Below are 26,731 nucleotides of genomic sequence, written 5' to 3' on the forward strand. Positions count from 1 at the left end.
CGCCTCGCGACCGCGCCGGAGCAGCCGCCCGGCGCGGTCAGCCTTCCGCGCGGCGCCGGCCGCGCCCTGGGGCGCAAGCTGTCTCCCCCAGTCGCTCTTTACTTGCCGTACCGGGTCCGGTCCTGCAACGCTCGGGCGCAATGTTCTTCCGACGATTGCCTACCCTAGCGCTGGGCGCTGCGGCGGCGCTCGCCGCGGCCTGCAGCTCGCCGCCGCCACCGCAACCCGTAGCGCCGCCGCCGACCGTGACCGCGGCGCCACCACCTCCGCCTCCCCCTGCTCCGAAGCCCTGCAAGGCGCTCGACGAGCAGTGCCAGGCAGAGGCGTCGACCCGGGCGAAGATCGCCCAGAGCTCACTCGTGTTCACCCCCGCGACGGGCTGGACCTATGCCCAGGCGGAGAGCGCCACGATCGCGCAGGCCGCGGACGAGGGCCCGGCCTTCGCGACGGCGCAGGTCGACGCGGGCGAGGGCAAGCAGGCGCTCGAGAAGCGCGACGCCGCGCTCGAGGCGCTGGCGCGCGAGATCAACGTGACGTTGCCGAAGAAGAAGGTGAACTGGAAGAAGCCCGACGACATCAAGGACGTCGCCGGGCGGAAGATCGGCCTGTGGCAGAAGGAGGGCGCCCTCCGCGGGACCAGGAAGGGCCCGCTGCTGATCTTCGGCGACACCGGGAAGGACGGGGAGATCGTGCTGGGGCTCGGCTTCGTCCCCGAGGACGACAACTCCGGCGCCGACGAGACCATCCTGCAATCGATCGAGTCGATCTCGGTCGCGGCGGAGTGATCGCGTGACGGCACCGAACGTCGCGCCAGGCAGCGTCATCGCGGGGAGGTTCTCGGTCCGCTCGCTCCTCGGCTACGGGGGCGCGACGGCCACCTTCCGCGCGGTGACGGCGCAAGCGCGCGACGTCGCCCTCAAGCTGTACTCGCCGGTCGTCGGCCAGCGCGCGGACGCGATGCAGCACCTCCAGCGGTACGTGGCCGAGACGAACAGGCTGCCGCCAGAGCTCGCCGCGCACATCCTCGAGGCCGGCTACGACCCGGCGACGGCCGCGCCCTTCACGGTGACGGACATGATCCCGTTCCCGTCGCTCGCCGAGCTCGCGCGTCGCCGGCCGATGGGCTTCGAGGAGGTCGGCTCGATGCTCCGCTCTCTCGCGGCGGTGCTCGACGCTGCCCACGCCCGCGAGGTCCCCCACCACGGCCTCAAGCCGACGAACCTGTTCATCGACCCGAGCGCTCCGGGCAGCGTGAAGCTCACCGACTTCGGGCCGTCCCTCGCGCGGAGCATGGTGCCGACGCAGGAGGGGTATGTCCTCTCCGCGCCGTGGCTGGCGCCCGAGCAGCTTCAGCCGGGCGGCCAGGCGGGGCCTGCCGCCGACATCTTCTCCGCGGCGCTGCTCTCCTTCTTCGCGCTCACGGGCCGCTCGTACTGGCGTTCCTGCCAGGGTCAGGTGGACGTCCAGGGCTGGCAGCGCGAGCTCATGGCGCCGCGCCTCGCCGCGTCCGTGCGGGCCGCGGAGCTCGGCGTCCCGCTGAGCCCTGTGCTCGACGGCGCCTTCGCGCGCGCGCTGGCGCACGATCCGCGCGAGCGCTTCCGCTCCGCGAGCGAGCTCGCGGCCATGCTCAGCGGCTTCTCGGCGGCCGCGATCGAGGTGGGCTCGACGCTCGCCCTGTCTCCTTCGGTGAACGAGGCGGTCGCGCCCGCGCCGCCGGCCGTCGCCGTCACCGCGGCGAGCGCGCCCGCGCCCTTGCCGCCCGCCGACGCCACGCAGCTGGTGCCCTCGCCGTTTTCACCCCCGCCGCAGCCGTCGCACGCGCCGTTTTCACCCTCGCCGCAGCCATCTGCCGACGCGCCCTCCGGACAGGCGCCGCCGCCTTCGGCCCAGAGCCAGACAGCAGCCCGTCGAAGCGGCGTCCCCGCGCTGACGGCGGTCAGCACCGCGCCCAGGTCGCCGTGGAGCAAGGCGGCCTCCCTGATGGTGGGCATCGTTGGTGTGCTGCTCGTCGGGGGCACGGCCGCCGCGTGGTACGTCCTGGACCGCAAGGACGAGGCGCAGCCGGGCCCCAGCGCCTCGACCAGCGCTTCTGCGGCGGCTCCCCCCGCGCCGTCGGCCGAGCCCGCTCCGCCCGAGCCAGCCCACAGCGCGCCAGCCGCCGACGCCGGGACCCCGAGCGCCGAGCCCCCGACCGACGCCGGCGCCTCGACCGACGCCGGCGTGGCGACCGACGCGACGGTGAAGATCTCCTGCAAGCCCGTCGCCTGCGAGGAGATCACCATCGACGGCAAGGTGACGCAGGCCCCGGAGGTCGAGATCGGGCTCACCCCTGGGGTTCACAAGGTGAGCGTCAAGCGAACCGGCTACTTCCCGCGGAGCCTGAGCGTGGTCGTCAAGGCCGGAACGCCGCTCGTGCAAGAGTTCCAGCTCACCGAGATCCCCCCGGCTCAGCCAGCGGGGCAGCCGGCGAGCAAGCCTTGCGGCAAATTCCTCAAGCGCTGCAAATAGCCATCTTGCGCGCGCTCACGCGCGAGGGTGCGCCCGACGGTACGCGGCGCGCACGTGGTCGTCGGCGAGGTGCGTGTAGATCTCGGTCGTCACGACGTTCGCATGACCGAGGAGCGCCTGGACGCTCCGGAGATCCGCGCCCCCCTCGAGCAGGTGCGTCGCGAACGAGTGGCGGAGCTTGTGCGGCGAGCTCGGCTTGGCGATGCCCACGGCGCGCGCATATCCGCCGAGGAGCTTCCACACCGCCTGCCTGGTGAGCGGCCCGCCGCGCGGCGAGAGGAACAGCACCTGGGTCGCCGCGCTGCGCGGGTGCGTCGCGCGCAGCTCCAGGTAGGCGTCGATGGCGGCGAGCGCCGGCTCGCCGAGCGGCACGAGCCGCCGCTTCCCCCCCTTGCCGAGCGCCATCACGATGCCTTTGCGCCGGTCGATGTCCGCGAGCTTGAGGCGCACCACCTCGCTGACGCGCAAGCCGGCCGCGTACATCACGTGGAGCATCGCGCGATCGCGCAGCCCCTTGAACGTCCCTTGCTCGGGCGCCTCGATGAGGAGCGCGATCTCGTCGAACGAGAGCACCTTGGGCAGCCGCCGCCCGACCCTGGGTCGCTCGACCAGCGCGCACGGATCCCGCTCGATGCGGCGCTCGCGGAGCAGGAAGCGGATGAACCCGCGGACCGCGGAGAGGTGGCGCGCCGCCGAGCTGGCGCTGATGCCCGCCTGGCCGAGCGCGACCAGGTAGGTGCCGATCAGCGCCTGGTCGAGCCCGTCGACGGTCGTGATCCCGCTCGCCTCGGCATGGGCGACGAGCTTGGCGAGATCATGGCCGTAGGCCTCGAGCGTCAGGGGCGCCAGAGCCCGCTCGACGCGAAGGTGATCCAGGTAGGCGTCCACCCAGGTCGCAAGGTCCACGGCCAACCGTACGTCGAAAGCGGCGAAGCGCGCCAGAAAGCCGGGCTGGGGCAGATCGACCCAGAACGCCCCGAACGGCAATACGTCTTCCTCCCTTCCGGCATTTCACCTCCCCGTCCTGGTTCCAGCCGGACGCGGAATGCGTCACAGTGGGCCCTGTGGTGTCAGCCTTCGAGGTCATCGAGCCCCGCGGAGCGGAAAGCCCGGTCCTCGTCGAGGTACCGCACGCGGGGGTCCACGTGGATCCCGAGTCGCTGTCCTGGACCATCGCGCCGGCGCGCAGCATCGGGCGCGACGCGGACCTGTACGTCGACGCGCTCTTCCAGGACGCTCCGGCCGAGGGGGCGACGCTCCTCTTCTCCAGGATGAGCCGGCTGGTCGTCGATCTCAACCGGAGCGAGGCCGACTGCGACGGCGACGCGGTCGAGGGCGGCGGCCGGGCGCCCTACCCGCGGGGGCTCATCTGGCGCATGACCACGGACGGCGAGCCCATCCTTGCCGCTCGGCTGCCACGGCAGGAGGTGGAGCGCCGGCTCGACCGCTTCTATCGCCCGTATCACGGCGCCCTCAGCGCGCTCCTCGCCGGCAAGCGCGAGCGCTTCGGCTTCGCGATCCTCCTCTGCGCGCACTCGATGCCGAGCCAGGGCCGCCGCGGCCACGCGGAGGGCGCGATCGGTCGGGCCGACATCGTCCCCGGCACGCGCGGGCGGACGACCGCCGCGAGCGCGGTGATCGACGCGGTCGATCAGCACGCGCGCGCCTGCGGCTTCTCCGTGCGCCATGATGACCCCTACAAAGGGGGCTTCAGCACCGCGCACTACGGCCAACCGCACCGTGCCGTCCACGCCGTGCAAATCGAGATTGCACGCCGGCTGTACATGGACGAGCAATCCCTTGCCATGGATGGGCAAGGATTCCCTGCCGTGCGAGACTTCGGACGCACCCTGGTCGCGCGGCTCACCTCAGCCGAGCTGCTCGGTCAGCTCCGCAGCAGCCCTCCCTTCGACGCCCGTGAGATCTGATCCAGCTCCATCAATGGAAAAGCCTTTCGGAGAGGCGAGCCGCGACCGCCCGCCAGCGAGCCGTCGCGCGATCGCCGAACGCGAAAAGGCAGCACCTGCCCAGCCGGAGGGCGCCACAGCCGGCGAGAGCCCGGCCGATCGCGCTCAGGAGGGACCGGCTGCGGCGTCGATCAGCGCCGCTCCGGTCGATCGGCGCCACGAGTCGAACCCGGCCATCCCGATGGAGGTGGCGCCCCCGAGCACGCGCGAGCACGTCACCAAGCCGCTCCTCGCGTCCGAAGCGCTCATGGAGGACCTGGCGCCGATGCGTCCGGCGCAGGACGCCGCGCGGATCTGGTGTGCTGCGGTGGGCGCCGGCTTCCTTCTGCTCGGCGGCCTGTCGATCGCAGGGCTCCGCCCGGACGGCGTTGTCGCGGGGCCGCCAGCGTTCGTCCTGGGCGTCGTCGCGCTGTTCACCGCGCTCACGTCGGTGAGCTACCGGCAGCGCGCCGTCGCCATGGTGGTGCTCGGGGCGATCGCGACAGTCCTCGGCCTCCAGAGCTCGGGGACCGCGGTCGGCTGGGGAACCGCCCGGGCCGTCGCGGCGATAGGGCTCCCGGCGGCGCTCGTCTTCCGGTCTCGCTACAGGGCGTACAGCGGCGCGCGGTGGCTGCTCGTCGCCGCCTTCCTCGTCACGCTCCCATCCTTCGGGCATGCGATCGGACAGCTGGTTTTGCACGATCCGCACCTGGGCCATCTCGGCGCCTTGCTTGTGATCCTGGCGGTCCTGTCCAGCCTTACCGGGTTCATGGGTGCGGAGACGACGGGCGCCGGGTCGTTCCTTGCCGTCGCGGTGGTGCTTGCCTTCACGGCCGACCTGGTCGTCGGCAGGCTCGCGCATCTCGACACCTTCTCGCCCCGGGACATCGTCATCGTGCTCTCCGCGGGCCTTGCGTTCGCGGCGACGTCCGCCATCACGAGCCTGGGCCTGTTCCAGATCCTGGCCTGGCGCCTGGCTGCCGACGCCCGGCGTATCGATCTGCACTCACGCCCCGAGAATGAGAAGGACGGGCGGGATCGGCGTCCGCCCTCGGGCGGCGAGTGGCTGACCTAGAACAACGATCACGTTGAAACCCGGAGAATTTGCACAGGGAGGCGGGGAGGCGGGGAGGAAGAAAAAAAATGATTTTCTCCCTCTTGCCGTCTCTCACTCCCCACCTCCCCGCCTCCCTGTGAAATTCCTGCTTTTTCTCGTGGTTTCAACCCGTTTGTCGCTCTAGGCCGCGCGCCAGCAGGCGCGTAGGGCGTCGGGGACACCGAGGGGAGAGGCTCGGCCGCGTTGCGCCCCGAGCTCCCCCAGCCCACGGCGGCGATGATCCCCCGGAGGACGCTTGACATGTCCCCCGGCTTCCTTCACTTTCCCGCGCTCCCGAGCCCCCCTGCTCCCCCGCGCAGGGCGTGCGCCCGGCCAGCTAATTCGATTTACGGTCGGGGCACCGACGCAGGGCCCCTTCCAACCGAGGACGTCATGGCGAAGAGCGACATCACTGGGAAGCGGAAGCTTCTGGCGCAGAACGTCTCCCACTCCAACATCAAGACGAAGCGCTGGCAGCTCGTGAACATCCAGACCCGGCGCGTCTGGGTCCCCGAGCTCAACCGCTTCGTGAAGCTCAACCTCACGACGCGCGACATCCGCACGATCGACAAGATCGGCGTCGTCGCCTACGCGAAGCGCTACGGCGTCGCGCTCTAGGCCCAGCGCCGACGCGACGGCCGGCCTGAATGTCGGCCGCCGCTTCGCGGCTGGATGCGCCGCGCTCTGTTCTCCCCTCTCGGGGCTCGCCTCCATCCCTCTTCAGCTTTGGAAGCGCCGCGTGCGTGACGGCACGCGGCGCATACAGCCGGCGCGAGCTGGCAGACGTCGGCCGCAGCGCACGTTGCGCAGCGGCTCGCCGCGCCTCGCTGTAGCGTCAGCGCTCCTCCACGGCGCCCTCGATGGCCCGCGCCGCGTCGGCTGGAGAGCCGCATGGCCGGCCGATCTCCGCTTCGACCGGCCGACGCCCGCTGCGCCTCACCCCTCCGCGGGCTGCGTCCCTGCCCCCGCCATGAAGCCGGCGGCGAGGTTGGCCGTGCGCGCGTCGCGCTCGTCGCGCAGGACGGCGATGGCGGCGCTGGCGCCCTGCTGCGTGCGGACATCATGAAGGGCGGCTTCGAGCGCGGTGCCGCCGAGGAGCGCGGTGAGGGCGCTCACCTCGATCGTGGGCTTGCCTGCGAGCGCGATCGCAGCCGCGAAGGCGCCGCGCTGGAGGATCCCGATCGGCGCGGCCGCGGGCAGGGGCGTGCCGGGGGCGAGGCGCGTGATCCCGCGGCGCACCGGGACGGCGTCGCGGCCCAGCACGATCTCGAGCTCGGGGACGGTGATGCCATCGTCGGTGCGCGTGTAGGCGAGCGCTGCGACCGTGCCCCATCCGTCGCAGGCGACGATGGCGTCCGTGGGTCGCGCCACGTCCCCTACCGGCCAGGGCGCCTGGAGCGCGGTCGCCCCCTCCGCGATCGTCGTCGACGCGGCTTCCACCTCGGCGGGCACCGCTTCAGCGAGGTCTTCGGCGGTCAGCGTCCCCCCTGCGACCGCCCCGCCGACGGCCAGCAGCGCCCGCTCCACATCGCGCCCCCGGAGCGCCACCGCGCCGAGCGAGCCGACCTCACGGAGCAGCGCGGCGCGCCCGGTCGCGCCCGCGCGCTCCGCCGCGACCACGCCGGAGCGAACCAGCTCACGGAGCCGCGCGCGTCCGAGGTAGCCGTGCAGCAGGACCAGCATGCCGAGCGAGCGCGGAACGGCGACGTGCGCGGCCTCCGGGACGCTCTGCCCATCGACGAACCCGCGCGGCCGCGGCGCGCCGCGCCCAGGCTGGATCGCCCGTCCATCGAACGCCCTCGCGCCGACGCCGACGCCGGCCGCCAGCGCGACGGCGGGCGCGAGCAGCACGTCGGGCTGCGCGCCGGCTGCTGCGAAGAAGCCGGCGACGATCGCGTCGATCGCGCTGCCGGAGGACTCGAGCGCGGCCCGGGCGGCCGAAGCCGCAAAGGGATCGCTCGCGGTGGCTGCCGCGCCGCGGATCACTGCTCCTCGTCCTCGGCGACGAGGGTGCTGGGCATGGGCATGGTCGGCCTTACCACAGCCGACGCCGTCGAGCGATCGGGCGTGCGCGCGAGCGCCGCCGCGAGCAGCGACTTGATCTGCGGCGCGCGGTCGCCCTCGACGACCAGGAACACCTCACGCCGTCCGCGCAGGCGCTCGGCGACCCGCTCGAGCGCGGCCGCTCCCATCGACGAGGACCGCCCGAGCGCGCGCAGCCGTGTGTAGACGATCGGCCCGGGCGGCGGCGCGTCGCGCGCGACGTCGAGCACCGGGATGACCTTCGCGGCGCGCGCGGTCGCGACGATGTCGTCGCGCTCCCAGATCCCGGAGGGCTCCCAGCAGCGCACGACCCCCTCGGCGGGCAGGCGCTCGAAGAGCGCCGCGAGCTTCTTGCGGTTGCTCGCCGTCGGCCGGAGCGACGCCGGCGTCTGGAGCAGGACGCACCGCGCCTCCAGCACGGCCGCCACCTCGAGCGAGGCCGAGAGCGCCTCGTCGAGGTCGCGCCCGCCGGCGAGCTCGCCGACCACGCGCGGCAGCACCACGCTGAAGACGAAGCCCGGCGGCACCGCCTTGCGCCATTTGCGGAGCGTCGTCGCGCGAGGCAGCGACGTATCGAGCGGGCGGAGCTCGACCAGATCGAAGCGATCTTTGTACTTCTGGATATCGCCCTTGAGCGAGGGCAGTCCGACGAGGAGGCGGGCCATCAGCGCGGACTCTTAACCCAGCTTGCGCGCCGATGCAGCGCGTGCCCGACGGCGGCGCGATTTCTCATTTGGGGAGCAAAATCCTTGATTTATTCGAAGTGGAACCACTGCGTCGGGTTGTCCCGGAGGAAGCGCTCCATCTCCGCCGTGATCTGCCGCGCTGCCACGTCGAGCTCGGACGATCCTGGCTTGCGGGGGAGCGAGATGGGCGGCGCGATGCAGATCTCGTACTCCATGAAGCCGGTCCGCCGCGTGAACACAGGGACGATCGGCGCGCCGCTGACCGCCGCGAGCTGAAGCGGGCCCTCCGGGACGCGCCAGGGTCGCCCGAAGAGCTCGACGTCGCGCCCGCGCATCCCGGACGGAAGCCGATCGATCTGGATGGCCACGACGCCCTGCCGCCTGAGGTGCGCGAGCAGCGGGAGCACCGCGAGCGGATCGTCGGCCACGTGCTGCATCCGTACGCCGACCCGATCTCGCGTGCCGTCCTGGATGGCCTGCGCTCGCTGGTCGCGCTCCCGCTGCATCACGATGAGCACGTCGGCGGCGTGCACCGATCGCAGCAGCGGCGCGGCGGCCTGCCAGCCGCCGGTATGCGCCGTGACGACGATCACGCCGAGGCCCCGCTGGAACGCGTTCGTGAAGTGCTCGTCGTTCACGCACAGGCCGGTGAGCCGATCGGGCCGGCTGCTGCCCGCGATGAACGCGTCCGTGAGACAGCTGGCGAAGTTGATGAACACCCGGGCGACGTCGCGGTACTCGTCGAGCGTCCCCCGCTCGCCCAGCGCCAGCCGGAGGTTCCTGCGCACGGCCCTCCGCTGCTCCGGCAACACCGCCCCGACGACGAGCCCGAACAACGCAGGGCTGTGCCGGACGAGGAGGTCCGGGCCGTGGGTCACCCCAGCGTCGACCGCCCGCCGCCAGAGGACGGAATCGTGCCGGCGTAGATCGTCGAGGAGCGCTCGGAGCCTGGAGGGGAGATCCACGTTGGTGCTCGTGCGCGCGGCGCCTTGCCGGCGCACACCGTAGCGGATCATCGGGCCCCCGCGAAGAGCGCCCGAGCACCGCCGCGCTCCCGCGCCGCGCTCGATCGCGGCGGGCGGCGCGCCTCAACCTGCACCGGGATCCTCGCTCGACCCGTCATGCCTCGGCGCGCCCGGGCCCGCCGGCTCGCCGCCCCCTGCGTGGCTCACCCCCCACGCGGCGACGGCGCGCACCGATGCGTCGTCATGGGCGAGCGCTGCGACGAGCGCGCGCTTCGCGCTCGCTGCCGCCGCGCCCTCTGCGCCGCTCGCCAGCCGGTTCGCAGCGACGATCGTCGCGTTCCGGGCGAGCCCGCCGCGTCGCGCGCGCCGGACCGGCGTCCCGACGGTCAGCGCGTCGAACGCCTGCTCATCGAGCGCCACGAGGTCGTCGACGTCCCGCGCTTCCCATCGGGCCAGAGGATGGAACGGCGCGGTGCGCTCGAGGGGCGCGGGCGCGGTCCTGTTGAAGGGACATACCTCCTGGCAGACGTCGCAGCCGAAGAGGTGCTCACCCATACCGGGCCGCAGCGCCTCGGCCGGCGCGCTCCTCTGTTCGATCGTCAGGTACGCAATGCAGCGCCGAGGATCGAGCACGAACGGCGCGTCGAACGCCTGCGTCGGGCACGCGTCGAGGCAGCGCGTGCACGATCCGCAGCGCTCCGCGATGGGCACGTCGGGGACGAGATCCAGCGTGGTGACCACCTCGCCGAGCAGCTGGTAGCTCCCCTGCCCCGGCGTGATGATCAGCCCGTTCTTGCCGACGAAACCGATGCCAGAGCGCGCCGCCCAGACGCGCTCCATCACCGGCTCGACATCGCAGAGCGGCCGCGCGAGCACGGATGGCGCGAGCGAGCGGATGAACGCCGCGAGCCGCCGGAGCCGCCGCTTCAGGTGGTTGTGATAGTCCTGCCCGCGCGCGTACCGCGCGACGCTCTGCGCGAGCGGCGGGTCGCGCCGCTCGCTCTCCTTGGGCCGCGCATACCTGCGGCCGACGCACACGACCGAGCGTGCTCCTTCGAGGATCGCGCTGGTGTCCAGCCGGCGCCGCTGCTCCGCGTACTCCGCGAGGTACCCCATCTCCCCGTGCATGCCGCGCGCGACGAACTCCAGGTACCGTGCGTGCTCGACCCCGAGCGGCTCGTCGGCGCGCGCGACGCCCACGACGTCGAAGCCGAGCGCGAGCGCCTGCTCGCGCACCAGCCGGTCGTGCGTCGTTCGCGCCGCGCTCGCCTCCCCGGCGGGACGATCGGCATCGCGCTCGCTCATCGCAGGAGGATGGACCGGAACGGCGCGCCGCGGTGCTGGCGCCACGCTCGAGGACCGCGCGCCACGCGAGATCACCCGGCGTTCCGGTCGCCGAGCAGCCGATCGAGCGTGATCGCGCACGCCGCGCGCACGCTCAGGTGGTTGTAGCCGGTGCTCGCCTCCGCCCTGATCGGCTCGATCCGGACGTCGGCATCGGCGACGACCTCCGGCGCGAGGCCCCAGCCTGTGCCGAACAGGATCACCACCGGATCGCTCGCTTGCGCGAGGCGCGCGCGGGTCGCTGCGTAGCTCGTCACCGGGAGCCCTCGCGAGGCCGCCGCGGTCGTCCAGACCTCGACGCCGCGCCGACCTGCGCCGCTCAGCGCGGAGTACACGTCGTCCAGGCTGGGGACCACGCTCAGCACATCGAGCGCGACCGCGCGATCCGGGATCCGGCGCTTGCCGGAGCCGATCACCCAGTGTTCCTTGATCCGCTCTGCCAGCGCGCGCTGAGCGGCGACCGGGTGAACGACGAAGAGCCGCTCGGCGCCGTACGTGCGCGCGCTCCGCGCCATGTCGTGCAGATCGAGGTTCGTGATCGCCGTGGTCACCGTCTCCCCGGACCGGTCGAGCACGGGGTAGTGAACGAGCGCGAGCGCGAGCCTCATCGCCGCGCCTCGCCGCTCTCGTCCGGGGGCGGCTCTCCCCCCCGCGCCTTGCGCCAGAGGTCGGGCCTGCGCTGGGCCGTCCGCAGCTCGGCCTCCGCTCGTCGCCAGCGCGCGATGGCCGCGTGGTTCCCTTGCTGCAGCACGTCGGGCACCTTGTGCCCACGGAACTCCACGGGACGGGTGTACTGCGGGTACTCCAGGAGCCCTGCCAGCGCGGGGCTGTGCGACTCGTGCTCCGCCGACACAGCGTTCCCGAGCACCCCTGGGAGCAGGCGCACGCACGCATCGATCACCGCCATCGCCGCAACCTCGCCGCCGGTCATCACGAAGTCGCCGAGCGAGATCTCCTCATCGACGAAAGCGCGCACCCGCTCGTCGAACCCCTCGTAGCGACCGCAGACGAGCGCGACGGCAGGGCGCGCCGCGAGCTCGATGGCCTTCTCCTGACGGAAAGGCTGCCCTTGCGGCGTGAGCAGCACCCGGTGCGCGCGCGGCAGAGGCCCCGAGGACGCCGTCGCGTCGGCCCCGGGAGGCGCGCCCGACGCACCGCCTTCGGCGGCGGCTTCGTCGAGCGCCTCCAGGCAGCGGACGATGCAGTCGACGCGCATCACCATGCCGGAGCCGCCGCCGTAAGGCGTGTCATCCACGCTCCGGTGCCGGCCGAGGCCAAACTCACGCGGGCTGCGCGTCCGCACGGCGAGCGCACCCGACGCGAGCGCGCGCCCGACCATGCCGATCGCCAGGAACCCCTCGAACAGCTCCGGAAACAGGGTGACTACGTCGATGCGCATCGAACTTGCCGAGGCGGGCTCCCTTGCGTGGAACGGCGGCTCAGACGAGGCCTTCCAGCGTGGCCAGCTGGACGACCTGCCGCTCCGCGTCCACGCTGCTGACGAAGCTCTCGGTCAGCGGGATCTCGATGGAATCTGCGCCCTGCCTCTCCACGACGAGCACATCGCAGGTCGGGTACGACTGGAGCGACCTCACGTGCCCGAGCAGATCGCCGTCGGGCGTCATCACGCGCGCCCCCTCCACGTCGCAGGCGTAGAACTCGCCCTCGGAGAGCGGCGCGAACGCGTCCCGAGGGACGCACACCGTCGCTCCGCGCAGGGCCTCGGCCGCGTCCCGGTCGTCGATCCCGGCGATCCGCACGAGCAACGCCTTGTCGACGGGCCGCGTCGCCACGATCTTCGCGTCCCGCGCAGAGCCGTCGGGAAGGCGCAGCTTGATCGGAGGGCGCGTGAGGAGCAGGTCGGACGCCTCGTTGTAGAGGCGCAACCGCAGCTCCCCCTGAACGCCGTGCGGACGGGCGACATCCGCGACGGGAACGTAGCGTCGCTCCACGTCGGGCTCGTCTCAGTCGAGAATGTCGAGGTGCGCGCGGCGCCCCGACTTGCTCGCGGCGGCGCTCAGCAACGTCCTGATCGACTGCGCTGTGCGCCCGTCCTTGCCGATCACCTTGCCGATATCCTCGCGCGCGACCGTCAGCTCGATCCGGGGGAAGCGGTCTCCCGCGACCTCGCGCACGACGACCCGGTCCGGCTGATCGACGAGCGCGCGGGCAACGAGCGCGACGAGATCGACCAGCGGAGACGTCGACGAGGCCATGCTACTTCGCGGCGTCCGCGGGGGCGGCCGCCTGGGCCAGCCCAGGGTGCTTCAGGAGCAGCGCCACCGTGTGCGTCGGCTGGGCGCCGTTCGAGATCCAGTGCCTCACGCGGGGAACATCGAGGCGGATCTCGGTCCTGCGCGGGTCGTACGTGCCCAGCCGCTCGATGAACCTGCCGCCGCGCGGGCTGCGCTGGTCGGCGACGACGATGCGGTAGAAGGGCGTCTTCTTGGTGCCCGCGCGGGCGAGGCGAATATGAACGGCCATCTGTAGAACCTCGATCGATATGGAAGAGCCCGTGCCCACGTTGTGCACGGCCTGCTCTGGAGGCGCCGGAGCGTAGCTCGTTCAGTGCTCCGCGCCAGAAGTGGGGGCGCAACGTAGGCGAAGATCCTGCCGAGGGTCAACCCCGCACGAGCAGGGCACGTCCGCGGAGGACAACTTTCAGGCCCTCGCGGCCTGCTCGAAGCCCCTCTCGCTCAATCGCCAACCGTCCTCGCCGGACGAGCCCGGTGCCAGCGCGGAGCCGAGATCCGCGTGCATGCACGGTCGCCAACTTCGTGGAATTTGCGAGAAAAACAGGGAATGTCTCGGAGGTACGTCGTCCAGGACACCCTGCCGGAGCGGCGCTTCCAGCGGGGTTCACGCGGGAGCGCGTGCACCACGTGGCGTCAGCCCAGATCGAGGATGATGACGCCCCGGTTGGGATCGTCCTCTTCCGAGTCCGGAAGACGACGAGGTGCGGGGTAGCGTTCGATCGGCAGCTCGAGGCGCGGTCGAATTTCTTCTCTTCTGGACCGATCCTTCTCTTCTTCGCGCTGCCGTATTTGCTCGATGATGAACGGAGGAAGCATCGACTAACCCCTCCACCTCGTAGAGTGCTCGGCTGAATTGGTGGAACGAGGTCTGCGAGAAAGCACCCCGCTCTTAGAAGCGAATCTAGCAATGTGGGATGGCGGGTCAAGGTTATCGGTCGGGCCGACAGTGGTATGTTCGCAGCGCTCATGACGCGGCACGGCGCGTGGTTTGCGCACGCATGCTCCTCAGGCTCAAGGTCCGGTCCCGGGTCGGGTTCTGCTTCTGGTTCCGGTTCCGGTTCCGGTTCCGGTTCCAGTTCCAGTTCCGGTTCCGAACTTGTTCGGGAAGACCGGCGTCGGCCGGTGCGCTCGCACGTCACATCCTGCTCCTTCCTGGCGGCGCTGGTCGCACTGATGGCGCTGCTCGCGCCCGCCCGAGCAGCGGGCGCCGCCTTCGACGTGAACGACCCGAGCTGGGAGGGTTGCTCGGAGCTTCTCGAGATCGCGCGCGCGGAGCTGGGGGCCGCGAGGGTCCACCCCGTCGCTGTGCTCGATTGGAGCCAGGTCGGCCCCGAGGACGGCATCCTGGTCCTCCACCCGCTGCAAACGCTCGACGCTGACGAGACGACCGCCTTCATGAAGGCCGGCGGGCGGCTCGCCATCATCGACGACTTCGGCCGCGGCGACGACACGCTCCGGCGATTCCAGATCGAGCGCATCCCGACGCCAGCCCGGCCGCTCGCCGCGCTCCGGAACCGGCCCTCCCTCGCGATCGCGGAGCCGGTCGCCGACACCGTCGGGGGCCACTCCGTCGGCCGGCACCCCGTCGTCAGCCACGTCGAGCGGCTCGTCACGAACCACGCGACCGGCCTCCGGCACCCGAACCTCTCGCCCGTGCTGCGGATCCGCGCCGTCAGCGAGCCGGACGTGATCCTCGCCGTCGCCGGGCAGGTCGGCAAGGGCCGGCTCTTCGCGATGGGCGACCCGTCCGCGCTGATGAACATGATGCTCAGGTACCCGGGCAACCGCGCCTTCGCCTCGGGCCTGACGCGCTACCTGGTCGACGAGGACGGGGCTCAGCCGCGCCGAGGGCGGCTCCACATCGTCGCGAACCGGTTCGACGAAGAGAGCTCGTTCGGCGGCGAGACGTCGCTCCGAAAGGACTTCGACGCGCAGGTCAAGGCGCTCGCGAGCGCCGTCGAGGACGCCCGCCGGGACGGGCTTCCGGGCGGCGCCCTCCTCGCGCTCGCGGCGCTCGCCGGCCTCGGCCTCGCGATCTGGACCGCGCGCGCCTCCGCACGGCCCTACCGGAGCCCGCTCCCCCGGTACGCTCGCCCGACGCCGCTCGTCGCGCAGGGAGGCGCAGCCGGGCGCTTCGCCGTCCTCGCCGCCCCCTCTTCCCCGCGGGGCCTCGCGTTCCTCGAGCTGAAGAGCGCCCTGTTCGAGGCGCTGTCCTTGCGGTTCGGCCTGGAGGCGAATCCGGCGCAGGAGACGGTCGCGCGGCTCGTGGCGCGAGAGGGATCTCTTGACGAGCGAGCCCTCTCGGCCTTCAAGGATGTTCTGGGCACCATGTACCGAGTCGAAGCGTCCGTCGTCGCCGGCAAGCCGGCGAACGTGTCGAGGCCTGCGCTCTTGCACGCCGCCGACGTCGTGCGGCATGTCCTCGCCGCCTGCGGCGCCGACGGCCGGAAGCCACCGCGCGGACGTCACCCCGGCGCGCCCCCCGATCCTGCGACGGCGTCCCCGTCGCCAACAGACGCGAAGCTCGCACCACCCCACTCAGACAAAGGCGCTCGATGAACCAGGTTCAGGCCGTCGCCGTCGACGAAATCTCCGCGGCAAAGGAGCGGATCGAGGCGGTCCGGCGAGAGATCACGCGCGTTTACATCGGTTCGTCGCGCGCCCTCGATCTGATGCTCACCGCCCTGCTGGCGCAGGGGCACGTGCTGCTGGAGGGCGTCCCCGGCGTCGCGAAGACCACGCTGGTCAAGGCGTTCGCGGCCGCGCTGGGCGCGTCGGTCCGGCGGATCCAGTTCACGCCCGATCTCCTGCCCGCCGACATCACGGGGACCTATGTCCTGTCGCCCAAGGAGGGGACCTTCACGCTGCGCCCCGGTCCGATCTTCGCGAACCTCGTGCTCGCCGACGAGATCAACCGCGCCCCGGCGAAGACCCAGTCGGCCCTCCTGGAGGCCATGCAGGAGCGACAGGTGACGATCGAGGGAGATCGCTTCGAGCTGCCGTCGCCCTTCATGGTGCTCGCGACGCAGAACCCGATCGATCTCGAGGGGACCTACCCGCTGCCCGAGGCGCAGATCGACAGGTTCCTCATCCGGGTCAGCCTCGGCTACCCGCAGCACAAGGACGAGGTGGCGATGCTCCGCGCGCACAACGTCGAGGCGCCGCGGGCGCGGGCGACGCTCTCCGTCCAGGACCTCCTCATGCTGCAGGGCGTCGCGCGAAGGATCCACGTCGAGGACGACCTGTACGAGTACGCGGTGAACCTCACCGCGTTCACGCGCACGCACCCTCGCGTGCTGCTCGGCGCATCGCCGCGGGCCACGCTCGCGCTGGTCCAGGCGGCCAAGGCGGCGGCGGTGATCGGCGGGCGCCCGTTCGTCACGCCGGACGACGTGCGCGGCATGGCACAAGCGACGCTGGCCCATCGCCTGGTGCTGGTACCCGAGGCCGACGTGGATCCCAAGGCGCGCGACACGATCGTCGACGAGGCGGTCCAGCGCGTGGGGTACCGGCGCGCGGCGCGGCCGGCGTAGATCCGCATGCAGCTCTACCCCACGCGCACCGCCGCCCACCTGGCCATCGCCGGCGTCGCGGTCATGGGCGCCGGGCTCATCGCGCGCGAGCCGGCGATCGTCGGCTGGGGCGGGGCGATCCTGGTCGCGATCGCGCTCGCCCGCGGCGTGACGCTGGTGTCGGTGGCGCGCATCCGCGCGGCTGGGTTCGAGATGCTCTGGGGCGGCTCGCGGCGGATCCTCCGTTCCGCGCGCGGAGGCACCGTGGAGATCGAGGCCGAGGTTCGGAACCGCGACACCCTCGCGGCTCGCTACGTCAAGCTGCGCACCATCGCGTCGTCGCAGCTCGACGTGCGCATCGAGCCGAACCGCGGCGAGGTCTCCGCCTCGGGTCGGCTCAAGGTGAAGGTCATCGTGCGAACGCCGCGCGTCGGCCAGCACGGGCTCCACGGGCTCGCGCTCGAGGTCCACGGCGCCCCGGGCCTCTTCGAGGTGCCCCTGACCTTCGCGAACCCGTATGGCATCGAGGTGCTCCCGCGGCCCTTCATGCCGTACCTGACGCAGCCGCGCGGAGGACGCAGTCACCTCCTCGCAGCCTCCGGCAAGCCCGGGCGCGTACGCGGCGAAGGCGACGACCTGCGCGAGCTGCGAGAGCACCAGCCGGGGGACCCGTTCCGGAAGATCGCGTGGAAGGCCAGCGCGCGCCGGGGCACACTGCTCGTGCGGGAGTTCGAGCGCGAGGAGCGGGATGTGGTCTGGATCCTCGTCGACGCGGCCGTGGAGCTCTGGGCGGGCCCGCTCGGCCGCGCGCCGCTCGATCTCATGATCGACGAGGCCGCGGCCATCGCGACGAGGCACCTCGGGCGCGGCGATCGCGTCGGGCTCATCGTCCTGGCCCCCGGCCCGCGCGTGACGATCGCGCCCGATCACGGCCCAGGGCATGGCCAGAAGATCGCGCAGGCGCTCACCGTCGGGTGCGGCACGTACGACGCGGATCGGAGCGAGCTCGACGAGACGGACGTCGCGGCGCGCGTCATCGAGCACCTCAGGCCGCTCGACGCGCGCGGGCTCGACGATCTGCGCCGCGGCGACCTCGACCGGCTGACGGCCCGCGCGGAGTCGATGCGCGCGCGTGCGCCGTTCTCGGCGCCGGCGCCGCTCGGGCGCTCGCAGCGCGAACGGACGCTGCGCCGCTACCTCGCGAGCTACGGCATCGAGTCGCCCGCGCGCGCCGAGCCGGATCGGCGCGATCCCGCCGTGGCGGTCGCCGAGTCGCTCACGCACATCGCGCGCGCCAAGCCGCGCGCGAGCATGGTCTACGTCCTCGCGTCGCCTCCGGCCGACGCACAGCTGGGCCAGCTCTCGGAGGCCGTGCGTCGGCTCTCGCGGAAGGCTGTTCACGTGGTGTGGACGCTCCCGGATCTCGAGCCAGGGCTCGGGCCTCCCTGGGAGGCGCCGCGACCGCAGGACGGCGAGGGCGACGAGGGGCAGAGCGGCCCCACGCCGTCCAGCAAGGCGTTCCAGGAGCTCGCGCCGATCGCGGCCGAGGCGGTGCTCATCCGCGCGCGGGTGGCTCAGACCCGCCGCGAAGCCGCGCTCCGCAAGGCCGGCGTGCGCGTGGTGCGGCTGCGCGCGGCGGCCGCGCCGAGCAGAGCCGCAGACGTAGCCCACGACGGGGCGCACCCACCGCAGATCTGAGGACGGGCGATGGCCATCGCAGAGCTCTTGCGCACACGCGGTCTCTCCCCGAAGAAGGGGTTCGGGCAGAACTTCCTCGTCGACGTCGATGCGGCGCGCCGGATCGCCGAGGCGGCCACGACGACGGAGGGCGGCGCGGTGATCGAGATCGGAGCAGGGCTCGGCGCGCTCACGCGGCCGCTCCTCGATCGCGCCGCGCACGTCGTCGCCATCGAGCGCGATCGCGACCTCGTCCCGATCTTGCGCGAGCAGCTCGCTGGGCCGATCGAGGAAGGCCGCTTGACGCTGCTCGAGGCCGACGCAGCGCAGGTCGACTGGGTCGGCGCGCTCTCCGGCCACGCGCGGCCGCACGCGGTGGCGGGCAACCTCCCGTACCACATCACGGGCCGGCTCCTCGAGCAGGCGACCACCGTCGCGCACCAGATCGATCGCGCGGTGTTCATGGTGCAGCTCGAGGTCGCGGATCGCCTGGTCGCGGCCCCGGGCAGCGCCGACTACGGCGCGCTCTCGGTCTTCGTGCAGGCCGCGTTCGACGTGCGCCGCCTCCTGATCGCGCGCGCCGGCGCGTTCTACCCGAGGCCCGAGGTCGACTCGGCGGTCGTCGTGCTGACGCCGTGGCGCCCGCGGCGCGCCGAGGAGACGGACGCCTTCCGCGCCGCCGTGCGCGCCGCGTTCTCGGCGCGCCGCAAGACGCTCCGGAACGCCTGGAAGAACCTCTATGGCTGGTCCTCCCAGGAGCTCGAGCGGCACGCGAAGGACGCCGGCATCTCGCTCGACGCTCGCGGCGAGACGCTCAGCGTGGAGGCGTTTGCGCGGATCGCCGCCTTTAGAGGACGCTGAGCGCCCGCCGCGCGCCGGCGCCCCGTCGCCGGAGCCGGAGCCGGAGCCGGAGCCGGAGAGTGATGCGAGATTGGACGTCGCACACGGACGTCCCGCGTGGAGCCCAGCCCCCGGAAAACACGCCCACGACCGCGCGTCCGCAGCGACGTGGCCGTCAAAAATCCCGCAGAATTTCTGGCACACGGCACTAGTCGGACGCGCAGGTCCGTGCTAGTGGGCCCCGCGACTCGTCAAAGCACGTACGAGGAGGGCTCCCGCTCCATGGTTGTTGGAAAGATCACCCAGGTCATCGGACCGGTCGTCGATGTCGATTTCCCGGCTGGCCAGCTGCCCAAGATTCTGAACGCGCTCAAGCTGAGCAACCCGAGCATCTCGGCTGAGCCGGACAACCTCGTGCTCGAGGTCGCCCAGCACCTCGGCGAGTCGTCGGTGCGCACGATCGCGATGGACTCCACCGACGGCCTCGTGCGCGGGATGGAAGTCCGCGACACGGGCAAGCCCATCATGGTGCCGGTCGGCAACGAGTGCCTCGGCCGGATCCTGAACGTCGTCGGTGTGCCGATCGATGAAGCCGGGCCCGTGCACGCCAAGAAGGTGGCGCCGATCCACCGGGAGCCGCCCCCGTTCATCGAGCAGTCGACCAAGGTCGAGGTCTTCGAGACGGGCATCAAGGTCATCGACCTGATCGCCCCCTACCGCAAGGGCGGCAAGATCGGCCTCTTCGGCGGCGCCGGCGTCGGCAAGACGGTGCTCATCCTGGAGCTCATCAACAACGTCGCGAAGGCGCACGGCGGCGTGTCCGTCTTCGCCGGCGTCGGCGAGCGGACGCGCGAGGGCAACGACCTCTTCCTCGAGATGAGCGAGTCGAAGCTCGCGGACGGCAGCCCCGTCATCTCGAAGGCCGCGCTGATCTACGGCCAGATGAACGAGCCCCCGGGCGCTCGCTCCCGCGTCGCGCTCTCGGCGCTCGCCGTGGCCGAGCACTTCCGCGACGAGGAGGGGCAGGACGTCCTCCTGTTCGTGGACAACATCTTCCGGTTCACCCAGGCCGGCTCCGAGGTGAGCGCGCTCCTCGGACGCATCCCGAGCGCCGTCGGTTACCAGCCGACCCTCTCGACGGAGATGGGCGCCTTCCAGGAGCGCATCACCTCGACGACCAAGGGCTCCGTCACCAGCGTCCAGGCGATCTACGTCCCCGCGGACGACCTGACCGACCCCGCGCCCGCCACGGCCTTCGCCCACCTCGACGCGACCACCGTGCTGTCGCGCGCGATCTCGGAGCTCGGCATCTACCCGGCCGTCGATCCGCTCGACTCGAACTCGACGATGCTCGACCCCCAGATCGTCGGGGAGAAGCACTACTCCGTCGCGCGGCGCGTCCAGCAGACGCTGCAGCGCTACAAGGACCTCCAGGACATCATCGCCATCCTCGGCATGGACGAGCTCAGCGAGGACGACAAGCTCGTCGTGGCGCGCGCCCGCAAGATCCAGAAGTTCCTGTCACAGCCGTTCTTCGTGGCCGCCCAGTTCACCGGGCTCGAGGGCAAGCTCGTGCCGCTCAAGGACACGATCGCGGGCTTCGAGGAGATCCTCGACGGCAAGCTCGACCATGTCGCGGAGCAGGACTTCTACCTGGTGGGCGGCATCGAGGACGTGAAGGCCAAGGCGTCGCAGAGGGCGTCCTGACGCAGCCATGGCCGACACAATCCTCCTCGAGATCGTGACGCCTACCGGCGTCGCGCTGCGCGAGCAGGTCACGGACGTGACCGCGCCGAGCGTCGCCGGCGAGTTCGGCGTGCTCCCGGGTCACCTCCCGCTGCTCGCCGCGCTCCGGACCGGCCTCGTGACCTACCACCAGAACGGTCAGGAGCACCGCCTGGCCGTCCATCATGGCTTCGTCGAGGTCGCCGGCGACACCGCGCTGCTCCTCACCGAGCGCTTCGCGGTGAAGGACGACGTCGACGTCGTGAGGGTACGCCGCCGGCTCAAGGAGGTCGACACCGAGCTCGACCACTGGCAAGGCGACCTGACTGATCCGCGCCGCCGGGCGCTCATCGAGGAGGAGCAGTGGCTCGCCACCGAGCTCGAGCTCATCGGCGATCCGCCCCCTCCGATGGTCCGCGAAGACACGCGCTTCCTGGCCGATCACGCCGAGGCGCCGCCGGTCGACGAGATGGTCGAGGCTTCCCAGCCCGACGAGAGCCTGACGGACCACAAGAAGCCCGGCTCTCCGTTCCCCGATCCGAAGTGACGCCTCTGGCGGCTACCGCCTTGCACGTGCGGCCGCCGCACAGGACACTTGTCTCCACACAGGCCGCGAGGGACTGGGAAGTCTCCCGCCTCGCGAGCCGCCCGTACCACCGAGGCGCTGGCGCGGACGCCGCCACGCCGTCTGAGTCCACCCGTGATGATCCTCGGGCCCCGCACGCACGGAGCCCCCAAGGCAGCCCATGATCTCTCCGGAGACGATCGCGCTCGTGAAAGAGCGCACGGATCTCGTAGCGCTCATCGGCGAAAGCGTGCGCCTCGCCCGCCGAGGGCACTCCTTCACCGGGCTGTGCCCCTTTCACAAGGAGAAGACGCCCAGCTTCCACGTGAGCCCGAACCGCGGGTTCTACCACTGCTTCGGCTGCAAGGAGACCGGCAGCGCCATCGACTTCGTGATGAAGCTCGAGGGCCGGACGTTCGCCGAGGCGATCCGCGCGCTCGCCGAGCGCGCCGGCATCGAGGTGGCGGAGTCGCTGACCGAGGCCGAGCGGCGCGAGGCGCAGGCGGCGCGCAGGTCGAAGGACGACCTCTACGCCGTCAACCACCTCGCCGCGACGTTCTTCGAGCACAGCCTCCGCGGGGGGCCGGGCAGCGCTCCTCACCCGCTCGCGCGCTACGCGCACGAGGAGCTCGAGCGGCGCGGCCTGCCCCTCCGCGACGGTGATGGAGCCGCCGACCCGATCGCCGACGCCCTCCAGGCGTTCCGGATCGGCTACGCCCCGTTCGGCTGGGACGGGCTCTCCACGTACCTGCGACAGCAAGGCGTCTCCCCGGTCCTCGCGGAGCGCGTCGGGCTCCTCGTGCCGCGCTCGTCGGGGAGCGGACACTACGACCGCTTCCGGCACCGGCTCATGTTCGCCGTCACCGACGTGATGGGCCGGGTGATCGCGTTCAGCGGACGCGCGCTGCCCGATCCCAGCCCTTCCGAGCTCTCGTCGCTCGGCCTCACCGGCCCTGCGCCGCAGGCCGACGGCGCGCCGGCGAAGTACATCAACAGCCCCGAGTCGCCGATCTACACGAAGGGCGAGCACCTCTTCGGGCTGCACCAGGCGCGCCAGGCGATCCGCCAGCGCGGCGAGGCGATCCTCGTGGAAGGCAACTTCGACGTCGTCGCGCTCCACGCGCGCGGCATCGGCCAGGCGATCGCCCCGCTCGGCACCGCCTTCACGCCCGGGCAGGCGAAGCTCATCAAGCGCTTCGCGCCCGCGGTCATCCTGCTGTTCGACGGCGACGCGGCCGGCAAGAAGGCCACGCGCGCGGCGCGCGCCCCGTGCCGTGAGGCGGGGCTCAGCGCGCGCGTCGCCGTGCTGCCTCCCGGCGTCGATCCGGACGACCTCGCGCGCAAGCACGGCCCGGAGGCGATCGCGCGCATCGTCAAGGCGGCGCGCGGCCTGCTCGAGCACCTGATCGACGAGGCGCTCGACGGCGACAGCTTCGGAGGCTCGTCGCTGCCCGAGCAGCTCGCCCGCGTGCGCGCCGTGACGTCGCTGCTCGCCGACGAAGACGACCCGAACCTCAGGATGATGGCGAAGCTCTACGCCGATCGCCTCTCGTCGAAGCTCGTGATCGGCGGCCGCTCACCGGACGACCTCCGGCAGCTGGAGCGCGTCGTCGAGGAGTCCCTCTCCCGCCCGAGGAGCCAGGCAACCCGAGAGGTGACCCCCTCCGGACAGACGACCGAGACGTGGGAGCGCGCTCGCTCGCGCACGCAAATCCAGGAGGTAAGCCTGGAGATCCTGGGTGCGATCCTCGATTTTCCCGAGCTTCTGGCCGACGAGGATCTCCAGACGGCGCTGGAGTGCCTCGAAGGCGACGTCGCCCTGGCAATTGTTGCGGCGCGTCAAAATTTCACTTTTGAAATGGGTCTTGCCGCCAGCGAATTTCTTGCGCAAGTCCCGGCTCCGATCCATTCATTCGCGGCTGGACGGCTGGTCTCGCCTGTCTTCGAAGCGGCCTCAACGGCCAAGGCGACGCTCTTGGAGAATTCACAAAAGTTGAGCAGGCAAGCCCTGGCGCGACAGAAAGCAGCCGTCGTGAGCCAGCTCCAGAAGAGCGCGGTCGACGCTGATGCTGAAAACGCTTTGCTGCGTGAGCTATTCCAGCGAAGAGCGGGGGGTCTCGGTCTTCCTTGATGCGTTCCGGGTCGCCTCGCCGTGGTGACTCGACGTGCGTGATCCCTAGAGTTTATCGGAGTCATTTGGTGTCTTGTCGGTCGCGGCGAGCTGATCGCCGTAAGTGGAGCATGAGGTAATGGCGAGCAAGGCCAAGCAATCTTCCGGTCGGGCAGGCGGGGTCGCGAGGGCTGCGGGGGGCGGCGCGCTGAACGGCGCGCGGCACGCATCGACACGCGGGCACGCCGAGGGGGGGGCGCGCCCTAGCAACAAAGGAGACGCGGGCATCCGGGCCGAGCGGTCGGAGAAGGATCGGAAGACGCTCGAAAAGCTCGTCGAAACCGGCAAGAGCAAAGGCTTTCTCACCTATGACGAGGTGAACGACGCGCTCCCCGCGGACGTCGCGCCCGATCAGCTCGACGACGTGGTGGGCGCCCTCGGCGACGAGGACATCGAGATCGTCGACGGCGCGACCCAGGTGAAGATCGCGCCGAAGCGCATCGCGGACGAGGAGGCGGGCGAGAAGAAGCTCGTCGTCACGCCCGACCGCGAGGAAGAGGACGTCGACTACTACTCGAAGTCGAACGACCCCGTCCGGATGTACCTCCGGAAGATGGGCAGCGTCTCGCTGCTCACCCGCGAGGGCGAGGTCGAGATCGCGAAGCGGATCGAGATCGGCGAGCAGAAGGTCAACGCCGCCATCCTCGACTCCCCCATCGCCGTCCGCGAGATCATCGATCTCGGAGAGAAGCTCCGGAAGCACAAGATCCGGGTGAAGGAGCTCATCAAGGACGCCGAGAACGACGACCAGGAGTTCGACGAGGAGGAGGCCGACCGGCGCATCATCCGCCTCATCGACAAGGTGAAGCGCGTCGACAAGAAGAAAGCGGAGCTCCTGGAGGAGCGCAAAGAGGTGAAGACGGAGGTCCGCCGCAAGCAGATCGACGTCGAGGTGACGCAGGCGACAGCCGAGCTCGTGACGACCCTCGAGGAGATGCGCCTCAACAAGCGGACGATCGACAAGATCGTCCAGAAGCTGAAGAGCCTCATCTCGAAGGTCGAGAAGGCCGAGGCGGGCGCGACGGAGCTGGAGCGGCGCACGGGGCTCTCGAAGGGCGAGCTCAAGCGCGAGCTCATCAAGGTGAAGGGCAACCGCGCCCTCGAGGGGCGGCTCGCCAAGAAGCTCAACGTCAACCGCGAGGAGCTCAACGACTTCGAATCGACCATCAAGAACGCCCAGAAGGGCCTGAAGAAGGTCGAGGAAGAGCTCAACATCGACGTCGCCGCGATCCGCGACACCTACGAGAACATCCGCGAGGGGGAGCGGATGGCGGAGCGCGCCAAGGCGGAGCTGGTCGAGGCGAACCTCCGCCTCGTGGTCTCCATCGCGAAGAAGTACACGAACCGCGGCCTCCAGTTCCTGGACCTCATCCAGGAAGGGAACATCGGCCTCATGAAGGCCGTCGACAAGTTCGAGTACAAGCGCGGCTACAAGTTCTCGACGTACGCGACGTGGTGGATCCGGCAGGCGATCACCCGCGCGATCGCTGACCAGGCGCGGACGATCCGCATCCCGGTCCACATGATCGAGACGATCAACAAGCTGATCCGCACCTCGCGCTACCTCGTGCAGGAGTACGGCCGCGAGCCGACCCCCGAGGAGATCGCCGAGAAGATGGAGCTCCCGCTCGACAAGGTGCGCAAGGTCCTGAAGATCGCGAAGGAGCCGATCTCGCTGGAGACCCCCATCGGCGAGGAAGAGGACTCGCACCTTGGCGACTTCATCGAGGACAAGAGCGTGATCTCGCCCGCGGAGGCCGTGATCAACATGAACCTCGCGGAGCAGACCCGTAAGGTCCTGAAGACGCTGACGCCGCGCGAGGAGAAGGTGCTCCGGATGCGCTTCGGCATCGGTGAGAAGAGCGACCATACGCTCGAAGAGGTCGGTCAGGACTTCGAGGTCACGCGCGAGCGCATCCGGCAGATCGAGGCGAAGGCGCTCCGCAAGCTCCGGCACCCCAGCCGCTCGAAGCAGCTCAAGAGCTTCATCGACAGCTAGTCCGTGGGCTGGCCTGCTCGCCAAACGAAGGCAGCTCTACCGCGCAGGCCGCGCTGCTGGCCTCTCGCTGGCCGAGCACGCGCTTGCGCGGTCGGCGAGCAACGCGCCGCCGTGGCCCTCCTCGTGCTCGCGGGCGCGGTCCTCGGCGGCTGCACCAAGACGATGTCCGAAGAAGACTGCCGCACGATCGGCGAGGGCATGCGCACCGCGTGGGCAGCGGAGGCAAAGCGGGTGGGGTCCACCGCGAAAGGGGGCCCGGGGAAAGCCTCCGTGGTGATCGACAGCGAGGGCGAGAGGCTCTCGTCGGAGTGGACATCCGACTGCAAGCGGGAGCTCGCCGGGAGCAAGGTCGACCCCGGCGAGCTCGCCTGCCTTACGCGCGCGAAGACGCTCGAAGAGCTCCGCCGGTGCGCCGCGCCCTGAACGCCTGGGAGCACGGCCGGGGCGGGGCGCCGCGCGACCCCTTCAGTTGAGGTAGCGCTTGTCCTTCGGAGGGTCCTTCTGGCCGCCGGGGATGACCCTCAGCGGGACGCCCCCGGAGCGGCCGCGCGCCGCAGGGACGCGGCGGAGCGCGGCGGACTGCGCCTGCAGCTGACGGAAGCGGATCCGCAGATAGAAGCGGCGCAGCGGGGAGAAGTCGCCGAAGAGATACCCCGCGAGCATGCCCCCGAACGGCGTGATCAGCCCCTCGGGGGGCGCGCGCATGGCGATGACGTTGAGCACCGAGATCCCGAAGATGAAGACGAGCAGCATGGTGCCCGTCACGGGGAGGACGAAGAAGAGGCGGACCGTGGCATGTCGGTGCGCGAGCGCCCACGCGACGGCGACCGCCTCGATCATCCCGAGCCCGCCGTAGAAGACCGGCCGCGCCATCTTCGGGAGGAGCGCGCCCACCGCCACCTGGAGCGCGAACGCGAAGGCGGCGGAGCCGAACAGGAACGCCAGCGTGCGTCTGGCTCCCCAGCGCTCTTCGAGCGAGGCACCGAGGAAATACAGGCCGAGCAGCGTCGTGACGAAGTGCCAGGGGTCGCTCGGGTTGTGGACGAGCGGCGCGGTGAGCAGCCGCCACACCTGGCCGTGGAGCACCTTCTCGCTGATGCCGAGGAACGGCTCGAGCACGCCTTCGCCGGCGCCCCCCCAGTTCAGGCCCAGGGTGAACATCACCCAGATACAGCCGATCGCGATCATCATCCCCAGCAGGGCCTTGCCTGGCTTGGGGAACCCCATCGAGCTGTGCTCCGGGCGCATGGATCTCCACCTAACAGCGGCGCCCCCGACGAGCAACCGCCGCCCCCGGACTCCACGGCGATCCGCCCGGCGCCCGCCCCCCTCCAGCGGCCGCGACGCCCGCTGCGCGCCATCCAGGACGCTCCGGGGCAGGGTCCGCCCGCCCGCGCACC

The 26,731-nt window shown here is 71.2% G+C and carries 26 protein-coding genes; 14 read left to right on the forward strand and 12 right to left on the reverse strand.

Features of this window, described 5'->3' with window-relative positions; genetic code table 11:
- Nucleotides 1–155 precede the first annotated feature (155 nt).
- Entirely contained in the window at nt 156–785 is a 630-nt protein-coding gene (locus WMF22_RS24270) for a hypothetical protein (RefSeq protein ID WP_437301450.1), read from the forward strand.
- 4 nt (nt 786–789) lie between these two features.
- Entirely contained in the window at nt 790–2,508 is a 1,719-nt protein-coding gene (locus WMF22_RS24275) for a serine/threonine protein kinase (RefSeq protein WP_437301451.1), read from the forward strand.
- Nucleotides 2,509–2,523: 15 nt separating this feature from the next.
- On the opposite strand, the gene xerD is transcribed toward WMF22_RS24275, so the two are convergent.
- Nucleotides 2,524–3,414 (reverse strand): site-specific tyrosine recombinase XerD, encoded by an 891-nt coding sequence (gene xerD / locus WMF22_RS24280; protein WP_437301452.1) that lies wholly within the window; start codon nt 3,412–3,414, stop codon nt 2,524–2,526.
- 158 nt (nt 3,415–3,572) lie between these two features.
- Between xerD and WMF22_RS24285 the strand changes: the two genes are divergently transcribed.
- From WMF22_RS24285 to rpmB, 3 genes are all read left to right on the forward strand, one after another.
- Complete coding sequence (locus WMF22_RS24285; RefSeq protein ID WP_438037176.1) at nt 3,573–4,436, forward strand: N-formylglutamate amidohydrolase; 864 nt, start codon at nt 3,573–3,575, stop codon at nt 4,434–4,436.
- A 13-nt stretch (nt 4,437–4,449) separates the two neighbouring features.
- Entirely contained in the window at nt 4,450–5,529 is a 1,080-nt protein-coding gene (locus WMF22_RS24290; protein ID WP_437301454.1) for a hypothetical protein, read from the forward strand.
- Between the two features lie 414 nt (nt 5,530–5,943).
- Nucleotides 5,944–6,168, forward strand: coding sequence for a 50S ribosomal protein L28 (gene rpmB, locus WMF22_RS24295; RefSeq protein ID WP_012237062.1), 225 nt, complete (start codon nt 5,944–5,946; stop codon nt 6,166–6,168).
- 318 nt (nt 6,169–6,486) lie between these two features.
- Here rpmB and WMF22_RS24300 read toward each other — a convergent pair whose 3' ends face one another.
- From WMF22_RS24300 to WMF22_RS24345, 10 genes are all read right to left on the reverse strand, one after another.
- Nucleotides 6,487–7,536: a hypothetical protein gene (locus tag WMF22_RS24300; protein ID WP_437301455.1), complete on the reverse strand. Its 1,050-nt coding sequence runs from the start codon at nt 7,534–7,536 to the stop codon at nt 6,487–6,489.
- Nucleotides 7,533–8,258 (reverse strand): DUF72 domain-containing protein, encoded by a 726-nt coding sequence (locus WMF22_RS24305; RefSeq protein WP_437301456.1) that lies wholly within the window; start codon nt 8,256–8,258, stop codon nt 7,533–7,535. The genes WMF22_RS24300 and WMF22_RS24305 overlap by 4 nt, the downstream gene beginning before the upstream one ends.
- An 89-nt stretch (nt 8,259–8,347) precedes the next feature.
- Nucleotides 8,348–9,295 carry a lysophospholipid acyltransferase family protein gene (locus WMF22_RS24310; protein ID WP_437301457.1) on the reverse strand — a complete coding sequence of 316 codons (948 nt, stop codon included), beginning with the start codon at nt 9,293–9,295 and terminating at the stop codon, nt 8,348–8,350.
- A 72-nt stretch (nt 9,296–9,367) separates the two neighbouring features.
- Nucleotides 9,368–10,549, reverse strand: coding sequence for a tRNA epoxyqueuosine(34) reductase QueG (gene queG / locus WMF22_RS24315; RefSeq protein WP_438037177.1), 1,182 nt, complete (start codon nt 10,547–10,549; stop codon nt 9,368–9,370).
- Nucleotides 10,550–10,620: 71 nt separating this feature from the next.
- The gene (locus WMF22_RS24320) at nt 10,621–11,196 is read right to left on the reverse strand and encodes an RNA methyltransferase (protein WP_437301459.1); all 576 of its coding nucleotides are present in this window, start codon (nt 11,194–11,196) and stop codon (nt 10,621–10,623) included.
- Entirely contained in the window at nt 11,193–11,987 is a 795-nt protein-coding gene (gene trmD, locus WMF22_RS24325) for a tRNA (guanosine(37)-N1)-methyltransferase TrmD (protein WP_437301460.1), read from the reverse strand. Before trmD ends, WMF22_RS24320 begins: the two co-directional genes overlap by 4 nt.
- A gap of 40 nt (nt 11,988–12,027) precedes the next feature.
- Nucleotides 12,028–12,540, reverse strand: a complete 513-nt coding sequence (gene rimM / locus WMF22_RS24330) for a ribosome maturation factor RimM (RefSeq protein ID WP_437301461.1) — start codon at nt 12,538–12,540, stop codon at nt 12,028–12,030.
- A gap of 12 nt (nt 12,541–12,552) precedes the next feature.
- Complete coding sequence (locus WMF22_RS24335) at nt 12,553–12,804, reverse strand: KH domain-containing protein (protein ID WP_012237070.1); 252 nt, start codon at nt 12,802–12,804, stop codon at nt 12,553–12,555.
- A 1-nt stretch (nt 12,805) separates the two neighbouring features.
- On the reverse strand, nt 12,806–13,072 hold the full coding sequence (rpsP, locus tag WMF22_RS24340) for a 30S ribosomal protein S16 (protein ID WP_012237071.1): 267 nt from the start codon (nt 13,070–13,072) through the stop codon (nt 12,806–12,808).
- 404 nt (nt 13,073–13,476) lie between these two features.
- Complete coding sequence (locus WMF22_RS24345) at nt 13,477–13,659, reverse strand: hypothetical protein (RefSeq protein WP_157906850.1); 183 nt, start codon at nt 13,657–13,659, stop codon at nt 13,477–13,479.
- A gap of 306 nt (nt 13,660–13,965) precedes the next feature.
- Between WMF22_RS24345 and WMF22_RS24350 the strand changes: the two genes are divergently transcribed.
- The 9 genes from WMF22_RS24350 (at nt 13,966) to WMF22_RS24390 (ending at nt 25,754) form a co-directional block, all read left to right on the forward strand.
- On the forward strand, nt 13,966–15,402 hold the full coding sequence (locus WMF22_RS24350) for a DUF4350 domain-containing protein (protein ID WP_437301462.1): 1,437 nt from the start codon (nt 13,966–13,968) through the stop codon (nt 15,400–15,402).
- Nucleotides 15,399–16,376: an AAA family ATPase gene (locus WMF22_RS24355; protein WP_437301463.1), complete on the forward strand. Its 978-nt coding sequence runs from the start codon at nt 15,399–15,401 to the stop codon at nt 16,374–16,376. The genes WMF22_RS24350 and WMF22_RS24355 overlap by 4 nt, the downstream gene beginning before the upstream one ends.
- Nucleotides 16,377–16,382: 6 nt before the next feature.
- Nucleotides 16,383–18,053, forward strand: a complete 1,671-nt coding sequence (locus tag WMF22_RS24360; protein ID WP_438037178.1) for a DUF58 domain-containing protein — start codon at nt 16,383–16,385, stop codon at nt 18,051–18,053.
- Nucleotides 18,054–18,062: 9 nt separating this feature from the next.
- Nucleotides 18,063–18,893 carry a 16S rRNA (adenine(1518)-N(6)/adenine(1519)-N(6))-dimethyltransferase RsmA gene (gene rsmA / locus WMF22_RS24365; RefSeq protein ID WP_437301465.1) on the forward strand — a complete coding sequence of 277 codons (831 nt, stop codon included), beginning with the start codon at nt 18,063–18,065 and terminating at the stop codon, nt 18,891–18,893.
- 261 nt (nt 18,894–19,154) lie between these two features.
- Nucleotides 19,155–20,579: a F0F1 ATP synthase subunit beta gene (gene atpD, locus WMF22_RS24370; RefSeq protein WP_012237076.1), complete on the forward strand. Its 1,425-nt coding sequence runs from the start codon at nt 19,155–19,157 to the stop codon at nt 20,577–20,579.
- 7 nt (nt 20,580–20,586) lie between these two features.
- A complete protein-coding gene (gene atpC / locus WMF22_RS24375) occupies nt 20,587–21,144 on the forward strand; it encodes an ATP synthase F1 subunit epsilon (protein WP_437301466.1) in 558 nt (185 codons plus the stop codon).
- Between the two features lie 199 nt (nt 21,145–21,343).
- Nucleotides 21,344–23,293, forward strand: coding sequence for a DNA primase (gene dnaG / locus WMF22_RS24380; protein WP_437301467.1), 1,950 nt, complete (start codon nt 21,344–21,346; stop codon nt 23,291–23,293).
- A 118-nt stretch (nt 23,294–23,411) separates the two neighbouring features.
- Nucleotides 23,412–25,331, forward strand: a complete 1,920-nt coding sequence (gene rpoD / locus WMF22_RS24385) for an RNA polymerase sigma factor RpoD (RefSeq protein ID WP_437301468.1) — start codon at nt 23,412–23,414, stop codon at nt 25,329–25,331.
- 111 nt (nt 25,332–25,442) lie between these two features.
- A complete protein-coding gene (locus WMF22_RS24390; RefSeq protein WP_437301469.1) occupies nt 25,443–25,754 on the forward strand; it encodes a hypothetical protein in 312 nt (103 codons plus the stop codon).
- A 42-nt stretch (nt 25,755–25,796) separates the two neighbouring features.
- Here the strand turns inward: WMF22_RS24390 and WMF22_RS24395 are convergent, their stop codons facing one another.
- Nucleotides 25,797–26,579: a rhomboid family intramembrane serine protease gene (locus WMF22_RS24395; RefSeq protein ID WP_012237081.1), complete on the reverse strand. Its 783-nt coding sequence runs from the start codon at nt 26,577–26,579 to the stop codon at nt 25,797–25,799.
- Nucleotides 26,580–26,731: the final 152 nt, after the last annotated feature.

Origin of the sequence: Sorangium sp. So ce204 (genome assembly GCF_051526795.1) — a bacterium.
Taxonomy (GTDB): Bacteria; Myxococcota_A; Polyangia; order Polyangiales; family Polyangiaceae; genus Sorangium; species Sorangium cellulosum_B.

What these genes read in the sequence shown, in the direction of transcription:
- WMF22_RS24320 (WP_437301459.1), bottom strand. Translation starts at nt 11,196, where the DNA reads ATGAGGCTCGCGCTCGCGCTCGTTCACTACCCCGTGCTCGACCGGTCC.
- WMF22_RS24355 (WP_437301463.1), top strand. Translation starts at nt 15,399, where the DNA reads ATGAACCAGGTTCAGGCCGTCGCCGTCGACGAAATCTCCGCGGCAAAG.
- rpmB (WP_012237062.1), top strand. Translation starts at nt 5,944, where the DNA reads ATGGCGAAGAGCGACATCACTGGGAAGCGGAAGCTTCTGGCGCAGAAC.
- atpD (WP_012237076.1), top strand. Translation starts at nt 19,155, where the DNA reads ATGGTTGTTGGAAAGATCACCCAGGTCATCGGACCGGTCGTCGATGTC.
- WMF22_RS24335 (WP_012237070.1), bottom strand. Translation starts at nt 12,804, where the DNA reads ATGGCCTCGTCGACGTCTCCGCTGGTCGATCTCGTCGCGCTCGTTGCC.
- rpsP (WP_012237071.1), bottom strand. Translation starts at nt 13,072, where the DNA reads ATGGCCGTTCATATTCGCCTCGCCCGCGCGGGCACCAAGAAGACGCCC.
- WMF22_RS24345 (WP_157906850.1), bottom strand. Translation starts at nt 13,659, where the DNA reads ATGCTTCCTCCGTTCATCATCGAGCAAATACGGCAGCGCGAAGAAGAG.
- atpC (WP_437301466.1), top strand. Translation starts at nt 20,587, where the DNA reads ATGGCCGACACAATCCTCCTCGAGATCGTGACGCCTACCGGCGTCGCG.
- WMF22_RS24290 (WP_437301454.1), top strand. Translation starts at nt 4,450, where the DNA reads ATGGAAAAGCCTTTCGGAGAGGCGAGCCGCGACCGCCCGCCAGCGAGC.
- rsmA (WP_437301465.1), top strand. Translation starts at nt 18,063, where the DNA reads ATGGCCATCGCAGAGCTCTTGCGCACACGCGGTCTCTCCCCGAAGAAG.
- queG (WP_438037177.1), bottom strand. Translation starts at nt 10,549, where the DNA reads ATGAGCGAGCGCGATGCCGATCGTCCCGCCGGGGAGGCGAGCGCGGCG.
- trmD (WP_437301460.1), bottom strand. Translation starts at nt 11,987, where the DNA reads ATGCGCATCGACGTAGTCACCCTGTTTCCGGAGCTGTTCGAGGGGTTC.
- WMF22_RS24395 (WP_012237081.1), bottom strand. Translation starts at nt 26,579, where the DNA reads ATGCGCCCGGAGCACAGCTCGATGGGGTTCCCCAAGCCAGGCAAGGCC.
- dnaG (WP_437301467.1), top strand. Translation starts at nt 21,344, where the DNA reads ATGATCTCTCCGGAGACGATCGCGCTCGTGAAAGAGCGCACGGATCTC.
- WMF22_RS24360 (WP_438037178.1), top strand. Translation starts at nt 16,383, where the DNA reads ATGCAGCTCTACCCCACGCGCACCGCCGCCCACCTGGCCATCGCCGGC.
- WMF22_RS24310 (WP_437301457.1), bottom strand. Translation starts at nt 9,295, where the DNA reads ATGATCCGCTACGGTGTGCGCCGGCAAGGCGCCGCGCGCACGAGCACC.
- rpoD (WP_437301468.1), top strand. Translation starts at nt 23,412, where the DNA reads ATGGCGAGCAAGGCCAAGCAATCTTCCGGTCGGGCAGGCGGGGTCGCG.
- WMF22_RS24305 (WP_437301456.1), bottom strand. Translation starts at nt 8,258, where the DNA reads ATGGCCCGCCTCCTCGTCGGACTGCCCTCGCTCAAGGGCGATATCCAG.